The 14,850-nt window shown below is 40.0% G+C and carries 10 protein-coding genes; 7 read left to right on the top strand and 3 right to left on the bottom strand.

Translation table 11 applies throughout. The features are described 5' to 3' along the window. Window positions 1–34 precede the first annotated feature (34 nt). The 7 genes from OZP13_RS07285 to OZP13_RS07255 all read left to right on the top strand — a co-directional run bounded on the left by OZP13_RS07285 (window position 35) and on the right by OZP13_RS07255 (window position 6,333). Complete coding sequence (locus OZP13_RS07285) at window positions 35–865, top strand: 1,4-dihydroxy-2-naphthoyl-CoA synthase (protein WP_281299181.1); 831 nt, start codon at window positions 35–37, stop codon at window positions 863–865. Window positions 866–1,073: 208 nt separating this feature from the next. Beyond that, a complete protein-coding gene (menA, locus tag OZP13_RS07280) occupies window positions 1,074–2,033 on the top strand; it encodes a 1,4-dihydroxy-2-naphthoate octaprenyltransferase (protein WP_281299180.1) in 960 nt (319 codons plus the stop codon). 124 nt (window positions 2,034–2,157) lie between these two features. Next, window positions 2,158–2,835, top strand: a complete 678-nt coding sequence (locus OZP13_RS07275) for a metal-dependent hydrolase (protein ID WP_269243214.1) — start codon at window positions 2,158–2,160, stop codon at window positions 2,833–2,835. A gap of 340 nt (window positions 2,836–3,175) precedes the next feature. Further along, on the top strand, window positions 3,176–4,381 hold the full coding sequence (locus OZP13_RS07270) for a tetratricopeptide repeat protein (RefSeq protein WP_281299179.1): 1,206 nt from the start codon (window positions 3,176–3,178) through the stop codon (window positions 4,379–4,381). A 180-nt stretch (window positions 4,382–4,561) separates the two neighbouring features. After that, complete coding sequence (locus tag OZP13_RS07265) at window positions 4,562–4,894, top strand: type II toxin-antitoxin system RelE/ParE family toxin (RefSeq protein WP_269243210.1); 333 nt, start codon at window positions 4,562–4,564, stop codon at window positions 4,892–4,894. A gap of 6 nt (window positions 4,895–4,900) precedes the next feature. Then, window positions 4,901–5,209, top strand: coding sequence for a helix-turn-helix domain-containing protein (locus OZP13_RS07260; RefSeq protein WP_281299178.1), 309 nt, complete (start codon window positions 4,901–4,903; stop codon window positions 5,207–5,209). Between the two features lie 83 nt (window positions 5,210–5,292). Then, on the top strand, window positions 5,293–6,333 hold the full coding sequence (locus OZP13_RS07255) for an o-succinylbenzoate synthase (protein ID WP_281299434.1): 1,041 nt from the start codon (window positions 5,293–5,295) through the stop codon (window positions 6,331–6,333). 8 nt (window positions 6,334–6,341) lie between these two features. Here OZP13_RS07255 and OZP13_RS07250 read toward each other — a convergent pair whose 3' ends face one another. From OZP13_RS07250 to OZP13_RS07240, 3 genes are all read right to left on the bottom strand, one after another. Next, entirely contained in the window at window positions 6,342–7,430 is a 1,089-nt protein-coding gene (locus tag OZP13_RS07250; protein ID WP_281299177.1) for an AI-2E family transporter, read from the bottom strand. A gap of 82 nt (window positions 7,431–7,512) precedes the next feature. Beyond that, entirely contained in the window at window positions 7,513–11,487 is a 3,975-nt protein-coding gene (locus OZP13_RS07245; RefSeq protein ID WP_281299176.1) for a PAS domain S-box protein, read from the bottom strand. Window positions 11,488–11,557: 70 nt separating this feature from the next. Next, window positions 11,558–14,848 (bottom strand): chemotaxis protein CheB, encoded by a 3,291-nt coding sequence (locus OZP13_RS07240; RefSeq protein ID WP_281299175.1) that lies wholly within the window; start codon window positions 14,846–14,848, stop codon window positions 11,558–11,560. Window positions 14,849–14,850: the final 2 nt, after the last annotated feature.

Raw genomic sequence — 14,850 nt, 5'->3', positions numbered from 1 at the left:
TCTATTTTTACATGGCTAATTAAAAACGAATACAATGGATTGGATAACCGTAAAAGAATACGAAGACATAACCTATAAAAAATGCAACGGGGTTGCCAGGATAGCCTTCAACAGGCCTGATGTGAGAAACGCTTTTCGTCCCAAAACAACTTCTGAACTGTTGGACGCCTTTTATGATGCACAGGAAGATACCTCGATAGGAGTGGTTTTGCTTTCTGCCGAAGGCCCAAGCACCAAAGACGGTATTTGGTCTTTTTGCAGCGGTGGCGATCAAAAAGCACGTGGCCATCAAGGCTATGTGGGCGATGACGGATACCATCGATTGAATATTTTAGATGTACAACGAATGATTCGTTTTATGCCAAAAGCAGTCATTGCCGTTGTTCCGGGATGGGCTGTTGGCGGTGGACACAGTTTGCACGTGGTTTGCGACCTGACCTTGGCCAGCAAGGAACACGCCATTTTCAAACAAACCGATGCCGACGTGACCAGTTTTGACGGGGGCTATGGCTCGGCCTATTTGGCCAAAATGGTAGGACAGAAAAAAGCCAGGGAAATATTCTTCCTCGGACGCAATTATTCCGCCCAGGAAGCTTTTGAAATGGGAATGGTCAATGCCGTGATTCCCCACGCCGAGTTGGAAGCTACCGCTTATGAATGGGCGCAGGAAATATTGGCAAAATCGCCAACCTCCATCAAGATGCTCAAATTCGCCATGAACCTGACCGACGACGGAATGGTGGGACAACAAGTGTTTGCAGGCGAAGCCACCCGTTTGGCCTACATGACCGAAGAAGCCAAAGAAGGCAGAAACGCCTTCCTCGAAAAAAGAAAACCCAACTTCGAAAAGAAATGGTTGCCGTAAAAAGTAGGCAGTATTCAGTTTGCAGTGTTCAGATGAACAACATGCTGGATTCAAAATTTTAAAAGAGTTTGCAGTTTTTAGTTTGCAGTGTTCAGTAGGAACCATAAACTCTAAATAACAAAATTATAATAATTAAAGTAAAAAAGGTGTTAATAGTCTAGGTCTCTAAAGTCTTAATACTTAATACTCCATACTTAATACTAAAAAAATGAAACATTGGATTGAAGCCGCCCGATTGAGAACCCTGCCCTTGTCGGTATCGGGGATAATTGTGGGAAGCATGTATGCGCTAAGGCCTACGGATGATATAGAAACGCCAACAGATGTTTTCAGTTGGAGAATATTTGCCCTGGCGATGTTGACCACCTTGGGGTTGCAAATATTGTCCAATTTTGCCAACGATTACGGTGACGGAATGAAAGGCACCGACAACGCCGACAGGATTGGCCCTAAACGCGCCATCCAGAGCGGCGTGATTTCGCCCCAAGCGATGAAACGCGCCATTATCCTGACTTCCGGCTTGACCTTGATTGCCGCAATGTTGTTGATTTATTTTGCCTTCAAGGATTCCAATATTGGGTATTCCTTGTTTTATCTGGTCTTGGGAATCTTGGCCATTGCCTCGGCCATTCGTTATACGGTGGGGAACACGGCTTACGGTTATAGGGGATTTGGCGACTTGTTTGTCTTCGTGTTCTTTGGTTTGGTGAGCACGATGGGGGTCAACTTTTTGTATTCCAAGGAACCGGAATGGCTGTTGATTTTGCCGGCCACCGCCATCGGATTCTTGAGCGTGGGCGTTTTGAACCTGAACAACATGCGGGATGAAGCCTCGGACAGGAAGTCGAACAAAAACACCATCGTGGTTAAAATTGGTGGCCCCAAAGCCAAAAAATACCATTACTTCCTGATTGTTTCGGCCATGGTCTTGGTGTTGCTTTTCGCCATTTTGAGCGAATACCGTCTGGATCAATACCTGTTTGTATTGGCTTTTATTCCTTTAATCAAGCATTTAAATACTGTTTGTAATAACCAGGAGCCAAGAGCTTTAGATCCAGAACTAAAAAAACTGGCACTAAGCACTTTTGCACTTTCCATACTCTTGGCCTTGTGCATGGTGTCATTGATCCAGGATCTTGTTGTCAATGTCTTTTTTGGAGGAAGATAAATAGGTTTGTGGTTTTTGGTTTGTGGTTAAATCGATTGTTCTAAAAAATGCAAATGGTTTTAAAAGATTTGAATTGGCTTAAATCCGCAAAATCTGCGTACCAATAGTATAAAAACAAAACAAAATGAAAATAACATTTTACGGTCATTCCTCCTTGGGAATCGAAGTGGGAGACAAGCATATTCTGGTCGATCCTTACATTTCGGCCAATCCCAATGCCTCGCACATCAACATCAACGAATTGGAAGCGGATTACATTCTGCTGACCCACGCCCACGGCGATCACGTGGTCGATGTGGAATACATTGCAAGCCGAACCAAGGCGGTCATCGTTTCCAATTTCGAAATAGCCACGCATTACGGAAACAAAGGCTTCGAATACCATCCGCTAAACCACGGTGGAAGCTGGGATTTCGACTTCGGGAAAGTAAAATACGTCAACGCGGTGCATTCCAGTTGTTTCCCCGACGGAAGCAACGGCGGCAATCCCGGTGGTTTTGTCATCGAAGGAGAACATAAAAACATCTACATTTCCGGTGACACCGCCCTGACGATGGACATGAAACTCATTCCCTTGCGAACCAAATTGGATTTGGCAATTCTTCCCATAGGAGGCAATTTCACGATGGATGTCGAAGATGCCATCGTGGCTTCGGATTTTGTCGAATGCGACAAGATATTGGGCGTCCACTTCGATACGTTTGGTTACATCCTGATCAACCACGAAGAATCCATTCGCAAGTTTTTCGGCAAAGGAAAAGATTTGATGCTGCTTAAAATTGGCGAAAGCATCGAATTGTAATGTCATTGTTGGGAACGTGGTAAACAAAGTTCACGGAACACCGATAAAAATAAAAATTAAGTGAAGTAATCTGGAGCTATTTACTTCTCTCGTCAGTTCGAGTGATTTTTAAAGCCGGATAAATGTGGATTGAATTAAAATAAACGGACTGCTTTAAAAATTGTATCGAGAACCCTGTTAGTCAAAAAGCTTCTCGATACAATTTTGAATGGTAAAGTTGCCTCATCGCCTTTCAAAATCACTCGAAGAGACGGATGGTTTTAAATAAAAGGAAAAATGATAATCACTCGAAGAGAAAACTACAGTTTACATAATGATGAATTTGGAACACTTGAAAAAAATGAATATAAATAAAATACTTTTCATTCTACTAATTAGCTTTTCTGTCAACCCCATTTTCGCCCAGAAAGACGGCTATTGGGACAAGGAAAGAGCTTTCAGGAAAGAAATTGTCGTTTCGGCAAGGGAGAGAATCGTCATCAAGACCGAAGACTTGCCCGTGGGAACTACCGAAGTGGTGTTCCGAATCACGCTTTTGGGCCAAAATCAAGAAATGGCGGGAAGTTTGGTTTCCATATTGAAATCCATTCCCGACCCTACGGGAATCAGTCAAGGTTCGGCTGGAGCGGTTTTCCTGCTGTCCAAAATCTCGGGCGACGACAAATGCAAATACGCCATCTTTTCGAATGCTGCCTCCGCTGCCGAATACAAAAAAAGCCGCGATACGGATAACGCCTGCTTTGTGCAGGAAGAAGCCGTGAGCAGGGATGCCAAGCGTCTTTCCATAGACAAATCCTTGTGCTTGTTGCCGAATTCCAATCCGATGTGGTTTGGTTTCGAAAGCAAGAATTGGGTGATGAACCAGAAAATCGTGCTCGAAGTCGTGCCTTGGGTCAACAACCGTTTGAGCAGCGGCTGGACTTTGGAAAACCGAAAGCTCCTCATCAACCAATGCAAAGCATCCGATTTGGCCAAGAAAATCATCCCTTCCGACGACTTTTGTGTTTGCGTGTTGAATAAAATACAAAAAGATTACAAGTTCCAGGAATTCCAGAAACTGCTTCCCATCGAAAAAACGAAAGCCTACAAAGATTACGGAAATGCTTGTTTTGGCGAAACGGGCGCTTCTGACAAGGTCTATTTCGACTTGCGCACACAAGCAGCCGATTTGGCAAAACAAGGCAAATACGGCGAAGCAATTGACAAATTGAGCGTTATTGTGGTCAACGGAAAACCAACCGCCACTGATTACAACAATCTTGGCAACGATTATCTTATGACCAAGCAATATGCAAAAGCCATCAAATTCCTCAAAGAAGGCGAGAAGCTCGACGACTCTGAATTGTTGATACAAATGAATCTGGCCCACGCTTATTTGCTCAACAAGGATTTCAGGTCGGCCAAACCCATTTATAAAAAATACCAATCCCAAAACGTAAACGACAGTCTCAGTTGGACCCAGAAAGTAAAACAAGATTTCGAAACCTTCAAAACTGCAGGATTGCCAAGCAACGATTTTGACAGGGTTTTGAGGTTGTTGGAATAATTGAAAACATCAAAATGTATTTTTTTAATGAACGGCCAACATGCTTGTTTTTTATATTGAGTTTTTTAGGAATTTTATTAATTGGAATTTCTTATTTGAAATGGAAAAACGGAAACAACTAAAAAAAAGTTAATTCATTCGAAAACTTGATAACTTTATAGTTAACTTTGCTGAATCAAAATGGAAAGAAAAATTATATTTTACGAATCCTATTTTCAAAATTTTTACTTGGAGCAGAATAGTAAAGTAAGGGAGAAAATCGCTTATGTTTTTAAATTGATAATTAGCGTTCAAAATCTGCCTACCAAATTTTTCAAACATCTTGAAGGAACTGATGGATTGTATGAAATCAGGATAGAATTCGAAAGTAATATTTACAGAATATTTTGCTGCTTTGACAAAGGGAATTTGGTGGTTCTTTTTAATGCTTTTCAAAAAAAGACCCAAAAAACACCTAAAAACGAAATTGATTTAGCCTTGAAACTTAAAAAGGAATATTTTAACTCAAAATAAAATACGATGGACAAAAATGAAAAAATAAGAAACACTAAAAGTTTCGACGAGTTGTTGGATGTGGAATACGGTGTGATTGGAAGTGAAAAGAGAGATAATTTTGAGAAAAAAGCACAATACTTCATTATCAGTGAAACCTTGAAAGAAGCTCGTCGTGAAGCTAAAATGACGCAAGAGCAACTTGCTGCCAAAGTAGGCACTAAAAAAAGTTATATCTCAAGACTTGAAAACGGAAAATGCGATATTCAACTTTCCACTTTATATAAAATATTCGAGTTTGGACTGGGAAAAAAAGTAAACTTGGTAATTGGATAAAACAGCCATTTGACAAATTTTTAAACCTAAACTTCCAACTTCCAACTCCCAACTTCTAACTCCCAACTTCTAACTTCTAACTTCTGAAAGCAACCTACCACAAATACATTCTAAATTTCAAACGACCATCGGGAACGTCGCGAGGCGTGATGACCGACAAAGAAACCTGGTTTATCGTTCTGGAAAAAGACGGCAAAAAAGGAATAGGCGAGTGCGGCATCTTGAGAGGATTAAGCGCAGACGACCGACCGGATTATGAAGCCAAATTGCAATGGACTTGCGACAATATTCACCTGGGCGAAAACCAACTTTGGGAAGCCTTGATCGAGTTTCCATCCATTCAATTTGGAGTGGAAATGGCGTTCCGGTCTTTGGCTAGCGAAAGTCCCTTTTTGCTCTTTCCTTCCGACTTCACCAAAGGCGAAAAAAGCATCGAAATAAACGGCTTGGTTTGGATGGGAGAGGAGTCGTTCATGAAGCAGCAAATCGAGGAAAAACTGGCTGCTGGTTTTCGTTGCGTGAAACTCAAAATAGGTGCCATAGATTTCGATCAAGAACTGCAATTGTTGCGTTATATTCGGCAACATTTCACGCCCGAGCAAGTCGAAATTCGGGTGGATGCCAACGGCGCTTTTGATACATCTTTAGCTTTAGATAAATTGAATCAATTAGCTGGTTTTGAATTGCATAGTATTGAGCAACCTATTCAAAAAAACAACACTGACAGTATGGCAGAACTATGCAAAATCACTCCAGTTCCCATTGCTTTGGACGAAGAGCTGATTGGCGTGTTTTCATTGGAAGAAAAAGAAGCCTTACTCCAAAAAATCAAGCCCCAATACATCATTTTGAAGCCCAGTTTCGTGGGCGGTTTTCGAGGCACGAAAGAGTGGATTGCATTGGCCGAAAAGTACACTATAGGTTGGTGGATCACCTCGGCTTTGGAGTCGAATATTGGATTGAATGCCATCGCGCAATGGACGTTTTTGCAACACAATTCAATGCCGCAAGGACTCGGAACGGGTGCTTTATATACCAATAATTTTGACTGCCCTTTACAAGTTTCGAAAGGGCAATTATGGTATAAAAAAGAAGCGGATTGGGACTTTGATTTTGACTTGTAAAAGAGAAATTAATTCCCTGATTCTTTATGGTTGAAATCGCCCAATAGTATTGACAATGTTTTTAGGCCCTTTGTCCGGTCGGCAATTAATTTTACGATGCTGATAAGCGGAATAAACAAAATCATTCCGGCCGCTCCCCATAAAATACCGCCAAGAATGACCACTAAAAGGATGATGAGGGTGTTTATCTTTAAACGGCTTCCTACGGCAAATGGAAAAATAACGTAGGCTTCCAGAACCTGCACAAAACTGAAAACCAAGATGACGCCTATGGGATACCAAATCGAATTAAAGGTTATCCAGGAAATGGTAATGGGCAAGAGCGAAGATATGATAATGCCTACATAAGGAATAAAAGTCAGTATCGAGGCTATAAAACCAAACAGGAAAGGATGGGGAACTCCTATGAGATAAAGCCCAATACTGTTTAAAAGCCCCACGATTAGATAAACCACCAGCATTCCTTTGATGAAATTGTAATAAGCGTGGATGGTTTCGACAAGTATTTCTCGTATGGATTCCTTTTTCTCCAAAGGAAAAACATGGTACAACACGTTGACCAATAATTGTCTATAATAGAGGATGAGAACGGAATATACGGGAATTATTAAAAGATAAAAAAGCGATTCGGAAATGGAATACAAGGTGATTTTAAGCAAGGAAATAGCCTGTGTTCCCGAGTTGTTGACCAAGTTTTTGAGAAAGTTCATTTGCTTTTCGTCACTGATGTCAAATTGCTCGGCAAGAAGAGCACTCAATTGGTTTACCGTTTCCAATAATTTCACCTTGAATATTTGCCATTCATTCGAAAAGGCCACAATTTGGGTAAAAAGCAGGTAAATAACTGCTGCAAAAAAAAGCATCACGCCAAAAATGGATATAAAAATGGCAATGACTTTGCTTATTCCTTTCTTCTCCATCCATTGGCATACAGGATAAAGGATGAAGCTGATGAGCATGGCGAAACTCAACGGAATCAAAAGTGTTTTTCCAAAGTAAAGCAAAACACAAACCAATACCATGAACTGAAGGATTTCGATAACGGAAAACCTCCTGTTTGGATGAATGGGAACGGGTATTTTAGGAATAGGCATCATTAGAATTTTTAACGGTTATACTTTTTGTAATAGTTGTTAATTCTTCTTTAAAACTGCAACACACCCTAACTCGAAAGTTTTCTTACCTTTTGAAATACTGGTGTATCAACTCGCCCAATGCGGCAATATTGACGGGTTTCGAGATATAATCGGTACATCCTGCCGCAATGGCTTCGTCCCTGTCGCTTTGCATTCCGTTGGCGGTTTGGGCAATGATGACAAGGTCTTTGTTGAATTCCCGAATTCGTTCCGTGGCTTCATAACCGCCCATTTCCGGCATGTTGATGTCCATCATGACCAAATCGATGTCTGGATTGTTGCGACACGCTTCTATGGCTTCAAAACCGGTGCTGACTTTCAAAATCTCTTTGCTAAAAGGTTTAATGGCAATCGTGATGAGTAATTTGGATATGGCGTCGTCTTCGACTATCAATACTTTCAAGTCTTTGATTTCGTTTTCGGTTTTTTCTTTTGCAACGTCTTTTTTGGAAATGATTTTATCATTTGATTCCAATTTTTTGTCAAAAGGAATGGTAAAGTAAAAACTGCTTCCTTTCCCTTCTTTGCTCTCTACCCATATTTTGCCGCCAAGCATTTCAACATAAGCTTTTGAAATGGCCAGTCCCAGTCCTGATCCTTCGTGGGAGCGGGAAATGGTGTCATTGGCTTGCCTGAATCTTTCGAAAATTATTTTTTGCTGGGAACTTGGAATGCCCAAACCGGTATCCTTGACGAAGAATTCCAGATGATTTCCTTTTTTGGCATAACCAAATTCTATTGAACCCGAGTAGGTAAATTTCAGTGCATTTTTGACCAGGTTGGTAAGAATGGCGTAGATTTTTTCGCGATCGGTATTGATTATGGTTTCATTTTCAGACAATGGAGTATTGATGGAAAGCTGAATTCCTTTTTGTTTGGCTTCTGGTTTGAAAAAGGTGTGGAGGTATTCGATTTGCTCATTGATATTGGTTTCCGAGAACGTAATATCTACTTGGCCCGATTCAACTTTGGAAATACTGATGATGTCATTGATGATGTTGAGCATTCGAATACCGCTTTTTTCAATGATTTTAATGTATTCTTGTTGTTCTTCTCCTGCCAAGTTTGGCGATTTCAATAATTCTGTAAAGCCCAGGATGCCGTTCATGGGAGTACGTATTTCGTGGCTCATGTTGGCCAAGAAAGCCAATTTTAGGCGATCGCTTTCTTCGGCTTTTTCCTTGGCTTTGATCAATTCCTCTTCCGCTTTTTTGCGGTCGGTAATGTCTTCCTTGATGGCAATATAATGGGTGATTTTGCCTTGATTGTTTATGATTGGAGAAATGGATGCCGATTCCCAGTATAATTCTCCATTTTTCTTCATGTTGTGAAACTCTCCATGCCATTCCCTGCCGGTCGAAAGGGTTTGCCATAATTCTTTGTATTCATTCGGTGAGGTATGTCCGGACTTTAAAACACGGGGATTCTTTCCTGTAACTTCATCAAAAGTGTATCCTGTTGTTTCGGAAAATTTTGGATTTACATATTCAATGTTGCCTTCTGTATTTGTAATGACAATCGTAACGGGGCTTTGCTCGACGGCTTGCGAAAGTTGTTTGATTTTCTCTTGTGTGCGTTTGCGTTCCGTAATGTCGTGAATGATTACCTGGACGGCTTCTTTGTGTTCGTAACTGGTAGGGATTGCTTTTATCTCGACATCAATGGGGTTTCCCTGAAGGTCAATAAATTTTTCTTCTACAATATCGGATGCATTACTGTCTTTGACCACGTCTATCATTCTTTGAATGACACTTTCTATGCTGTCTGGATGGATAAATTCCAGAACAGGTTTTCCAATTATTTCGTTTTTGCTTTTTGCGGCAATCATTCGGATGCCTTCTTCGTTCACAAAAACAATTTTTCCTTCGATGTAAATAACAACGGCATCTGGAGAATTCTCTACAAGACTACGGTATTTTTCTTCGCTCTCGCGCAGGGAATCTTCAATGATTCTCTTCTCGGTGATGTCTTGAATCGAGCCAATTAAGTGTAAGGGTTCATTTTGTTCGTTATACATTATTTTACCCACTCCATGTACCCATCGCTCTTCTTTGTCATTTATTCTAATGATTTTGTAATCTTTATTGAAATCACTTTTTTTGTCAATAATTTCATTGTTAAAATAGTCCTTTATTGTTTCTTTCCATTCCGGATGAACAATTGTTATCCAATTTTCGGTTGTTTTCTCAAAATTGGAGTCAATGCCAAAAATACTGTCAAGAACCGGTGAACTGGTCCATTTTCCAGTAGAAAAATCTAAAGAATAGGATCCAAGATTGGCAATAATCTGGGTTTGGATTAAAAAGGCATCATTGGCAATTAGCTTTTCCTCTATTTTTTTACGCTCCGTAATGTCAGAAATAATGCCAATGGCATTGGTAACATTATTGTTTTTATCCGTGATTGCCGATACGGATATTTCGCCCCAAAAGAAAGTTTTGTCTTTTTTGAGGTAGCGTTTTTCTATTTGGTATTTTTTAATCCTGCCTTCGATTATGTCATTTAAGGAACGTTGTGTTTTTTTGATATCGTCGGGATGCGTGATTTCAAGATTGGTCAATTTTCCAAATTCTTCTCTTGTATAACCAAACATGTCACAACACCAATCGTTATAAAGTGAAAAATGACCATTTTTATCAACCATTAAAATTCCTGAATTGGCTAAATTAAAAACACCTTGTAGTTTTTCTTCATTTTGTCTTAATGTTTCTTCTGCTTGTTTTCGTATGGTAACATCCCGTGCCAGTAAAATAAAATGCCTGTCTTTGCTATCGCTTTCATTTATGGGAGATACCGAGAGTTCAAACCAATGTTTGCCCTTGGCCAAATCTAGCGAGTATTGTTGTCCGCTTGACCATCCTTTTTCGTCGGCTTCCAGTATGGCGCCCATGCAAATTTTGGTTACCTCGGCGGGCAGAAAATCTTGGAAAAATTTTCCTATGAACAATTCTGGAGGAGCCGAAAGTAAATCAATGCGATTGGAGTGGTAATGATAAATGCGGCCATCAATTCCTACTTCGAACATCAAATCAGGAATGGCATCCAGAATGGTGGCTAGATTTTCATGTGCTTTTTTGGAATTACTTTCTATCTGTTTGCGTTCGGTAATATCCCTTGTAATATTCATTACTGCGGGTTCATTCAAATAGTTTATTAGTAGCGATTTAACTTCTACGCTTCTGGTTTTTCCTTTTTTGGTCCTGATGGAGGTTTCAAAATCTATTTTTCCATTGGATAACAAGGTTTCCATTCGAGTCTTCATCTTTTTTGCCGTAACGTGTTCCAAGTCTCGAGTGGTCATCGATAGAAGTTCCTGCTTGCTGTAACCAAAAATTTCCGTGGAGGCTTCATTTACCTCGATAAATTTGTCATTTCTGCCGTCAGGAGTAAGTCTAAAGATGGTGATGCTGTCGCGGTTGCTGTCAAAAATTGTTTGGTATTTCTCTTTATTGATCTTTAAATCTTCTTCGGCTTTTTTGCGTTTGCTAATGTCGACCGCTGTTATGACACATTGTTCTTCATCAGATAGAACCATGCCATTAAGTAGTAAATGGGTTGGCGCCTCGGCATTAATAGATATGGTTATTTCACAGGTTTGTTTTGTTTGTTCTTTGAATATTTTGTCAAGAAATGAATTAAATATAAATCGGTTGTTCTCGCTAACGAAAAAAGCAAACCTGTTGTTTATTAGAAAGGAACGCTCTTTGCCAAGCATGTTTGCTCCTCTAAAGTTGAGCTCAAGAATGTCTCCATCTCTAGAAAGGGTGAAATAACCCGAAGGGGCAAAATCATATAAATTGATGTATTTTTCCGCAGCAATTTCTAGCTGTTCTTTTGCAATTTTCAGTTCCTCATTCTGCATTTCGAGTTCAATCTGGTGTACATCGAGTTCGTGAATAAGTTTGAGCGTTTCGCTTTCAATAGATAATGTATCTACCATAAGCGACTTGTTTTTGAGTATTTCTTCTGCTTTTCGACGAAGAATTGCTGTGGATGATTGTGGCGCTTTATCTTTCATAAATACTTTATATGTTGAATTATGTCACTTTTCAAATCTTGGGCTGAAGGTTTTTATTGCCACATTTTTTTTATTTGGCAATGTTGCGAATGAAACACTGGATTACCTTATGGTTTTCTATTGAAAAGACTTTGCTTATGAACTCCACGTTGATTTTTCGTCCATCGGCGGTAACAAGAGGCAAATCTTCGTATTGCAAAAAATTCTTTTGCTGTAATTTAAGAAATTTATCTTTATTATCAATTATTTTTTTAAAAAAACCAACTTCCCAGATGGCTTTTTTTAACAATTCGTTTTTTGTATAGCCTAACATATCAATTAGATAGGGATTTATTTCCACAATGGTTCCATTTTCTGAGTCAAGAACCAGAATACCGTCTTTTGCAGATTCAAAAAGACTGCGATAACGACTTTCGGAAATCTTCAGTTTTTCTTCGGCCAATTTCTGTTGCGTGATGTCACGAATTAGACATTGTACCACTTTTTGATTTTCAACTTGATAAATGTTGCTGATGAACTCCACATTGATCTTTTTTCTGTCGATTGTTTCAAGGGGTAAATTATCGTAGCGAATGAATTCTTTCTGTTGTAACTGCTTGAATTTTTCCATATTGGCAATAATATCTTTGAAAGTTCCAATTTCCCAGATAGCTTTTTCAACAAATTGTTCTTTTGAATATCCCAATAGTTCGATCAAAAATGGATTTACGTCCGTAATTTTTCCGGTTTCGGCATCGAGAATCAGAATGCCGTCTTTCGCCGTTTCAAAAAGTCGTCGATAGCGGGTTTCCTTGCTTATTTTTAGTTTTTCGTTGGCTTCTTTGAGCTCTAATTCCAATTTTTTGAATTTGGTTACATCGTTGAATGTCAGTACTAATCCGTCAATATGATCGTCAAGCGTGCGATAGGGCATAATTTTTATGTCAAACCATCTTCCGTCCAAGGTGACTACCGATTTTTCTATAAAGTTGAGGGTTTTGATGACTTGTTTGGCGTGAATTCCTATTTCTGGATATTGCAAATCGGTAACCAAGTCGGTAAATGGCCTTCCAATATCGGTATTGCGTACTTTGAATATATTGGTTATCGGATCGGTAAATCTGCGAATGTTTAGCTCTTTGTCCAGAAATAAGGTCGCGATATCGGTACTGTTGAGCAAGTTTTTCATGTCGTTGTTGGCCTGTACATAGTCGATTACCTTGCTTTGCAGTTCGATGTTCACGGTTTGCAGCTCTTCATTCAGGCTCTGCATCTCTTCTTTGGAAGTGGTAAGTTCCTCGTTTGTGGATTGCAATTCTTCGTTTGTGGATTGCAGTTCTTCATTGGTAGATTTTAATTCTTCCTGCGAAGTTTGCATTTCTTCTCTAATGGTTTGCAAATCTTCAAGACTTTGTTGCAGTTCAATTTCCAATTCTTTTTGTCTTGCACTCGAGGTTTCTTTGCCTTTTTTTGCATCCACTTTGGGTTCTGACATTTCGGGCAAATCTTTGAAAACAATCATTACCTTTCCTTTTATGCCTTCGGGTTTTTCTATTTGCTGGAGCGTAACATCCACATATTGGTCGTTGCCGTAGTTTTCGATTTTAATTTTTCGCAGTTGTATGGGGTCATAATTTTTTAATGCCTTCTGGAATGCAATTGGCAATTCGAGTTTCAAATCATCTCGCAGCATTGCAAAAATATTCCAGTTTGCCTTGCCTGCCACAGGTTCAAGGTATTTTCCGGTACGTCCCGTAATATAAATAATATCGCCTTTTTCGCTTACCAACACGCTGGCGGGAGCAAAACGTTGAAGCAAAATTTGATTGGCAAGGGTTTGTATGTTTTCTTCGATTACGGGTGTTGTCAAGGCTTTGATATTTGTTTTATTAGGTATTGAAAAAGAACTGGGAAAATCCAACAATCCGGGAGAGGTTGGTTTTTGGGAACGTTTGAAGATTTTTAATTTGGCGTCCAGTATTTCAAAACCTTCATTGTCGGTTCCAAGGGTTTCGGCCGAGCCAAGCACCATGATTCCGCCGGGATTGAGACTGTAATTAAAAAGCCTGATTATCTTTTTTTGCAATTCGGCCTCCATGTAAATCAGCATGTTTCGGCAAGTAAGGATGTCGAGTTTGGTAAAAGGCGGATCCTTGATCACATTTTGAGGAGCAAATACAACCATTTCCCGAATGCCTGCATTGATGCGAAAGCCATCGTTTTCGACGATAAAAAAACGGGAAAGACGTTCTGGAGAAACGTCGGTAATTATGTTTGGAGGAAAAATTCCTTTTCGCGCTTTTTCTATCGCATCAATGTCAAGATCGGTGGCAAATATTTGCAGGCTTATGTTTCGGTGTTTTTTTATTTTCTCCATGACTTCCTTGAAGGTAATGGCCAATGAATAAGCTTCTTCCCCGGTGGAACAGCCTGTTACCCAAGCGCGCATCACGTATCCGTTGGGTAATTTTTCCAACATTTCAGGAAGCACTTGTTCTTTCAATTTTTCCCAAACTGCCGTGTCACGAAAAAAGCTGGTAACACCAATCAGCAATTCTTTGAAGAGTATTTCGGTCTCTTTTGGATTTTCCTGCATGAAGCGTACATAATTCTGGATTTTGTCGATTTGGTGAATCCCTTTGCGTCTTTCGATTCGGCGAAACAAGGTACTTTTCTTGTATAGCGAAAAATCATGTCCGGTTTGTTCGCGAAGCAGGATTATGATTTTGTCGAGATTGCTTTTGTTTTTGCTGTCTATTTCTGGGTCGTTTTTTTTTAGCGGAATAAATTTTACAATATTGATGAGTTTGGCCGGCAACTCTTCCACTGGCGCAATGATGTCGGCAATTACGGTTTCAACGGCACTTCGGGGCATTCCGTCAAATTTTGCCGTGGACGGCTCTTGCACGATCACGATGCCGTTTTTTTCCTTGATGGCTTTGAGTCCCAAACTGCCATCCGAACCCATTCCGGAAAGGATGATGCCAATGCTTTTTTCCTGTCTGTCATCTGCCAAGGAACGGAAGAAAATGTCAATCGGCAAGCGTATTCCGTGGGTTTCTATCGGAGCAAACAAATGGAGGGAACCATTCAATATCGACATGCTTTTGTTGGGAGGAATTATGTAGACGCAGTTTGGTTTTACTTTTAGGGAATCGGTAACTTGAATCACCTTCATGGTTGTCATCCGTTGCAATAATTCGGGCATCATCCCAATATGGTTGGGATCGAGATGCTGGATAATTACAAATGCCATACCTGTATTTTGGGGCATTTTGGCAAAGAACTGTTCCAATGTTTCAAGTCCTCCTGCCGATGCACCAATGCCAACAATTGGAAAATCGTTGTTTTCTAAACCGTTGGCTGATTTATTTGTTTTCATGT

Source organism: Flavobacterium limnophilum (genome assembly GCF_027111315.2).
In the GTDB taxonomy this organism is placed as follows: domain Bacteria; phylum Bacteroidota; class Bacteroidia; order Flavobacteriales; family Flavobacteriaceae; genus Flavobacterium; species Flavobacterium limnophilum.
Note: the sequence above shows the minus strand (reverse complement) of the source record. Positions and strands in the feature narration are given on the sequence as shown.

Bases quoted from the DNA above. Each gene is read 5' to 3' on its own strand.
- OZP13_RS07275 (WP_269243214.1), top strand. From the start codon at position 2,158: ATGAAAATAACATTTTACGGTCATTCCTCCTTGGGAATCGAAGTGGGA.
- OZP13_RS07265 (WP_269243210.1), top strand. From the start codon at position 4,562: ATGGAAAGAAAAATTATATTTTACGAATCCTATTTTCAAAATTTTTAC.
- OZP13_RS07260 (WP_281299178.1), top strand. From the start codon at position 4,901: ATGGACAAAAATGAAAAAATAAGAAACACTAAAAGTTTCGACGAGTTG.
- OZP13_RS07285 (WP_281299181.1), top strand. From the start codon at position 35: ATGGATTGGATAACCGTAAAAGAATACGAAGACATAACCTATAAAAAA.
- menA (WP_281299180.1), top strand. From the start codon at position 1,074: ATGAAACATTGGATTGAAGCCGCCCGATTGAGAACCCTGCCCTTGTCG.
- OZP13_RS07270 (WP_281299179.1), top strand. From the start codon at position 3,176: ATGAATATAAATAAAATACTTTTCATTCTACTAATTAGCTTTTCTGTC.
- OZP13_RS07245 (WP_281299176.1), bottom strand. From the start codon at position 11,487: ATGAAAGATAAAGCGCCACAATCATCCACAGCAATTCTTCGTCGAAAA.
- OZP13_RS07250 (WP_281299177.1), bottom strand. From the start codon at position 7,430: ATGATGCCTATTCCTAAAATACCCGTTCCCATTCATCCAAACAGGAGG.
- OZP13_RS07240 (WP_281299175.1), bottom strand. From the start codon at position 14,848: ATGAAAACAAATAAATCAGCCAACGGTTTAGAAAACAACGATTTTCCA.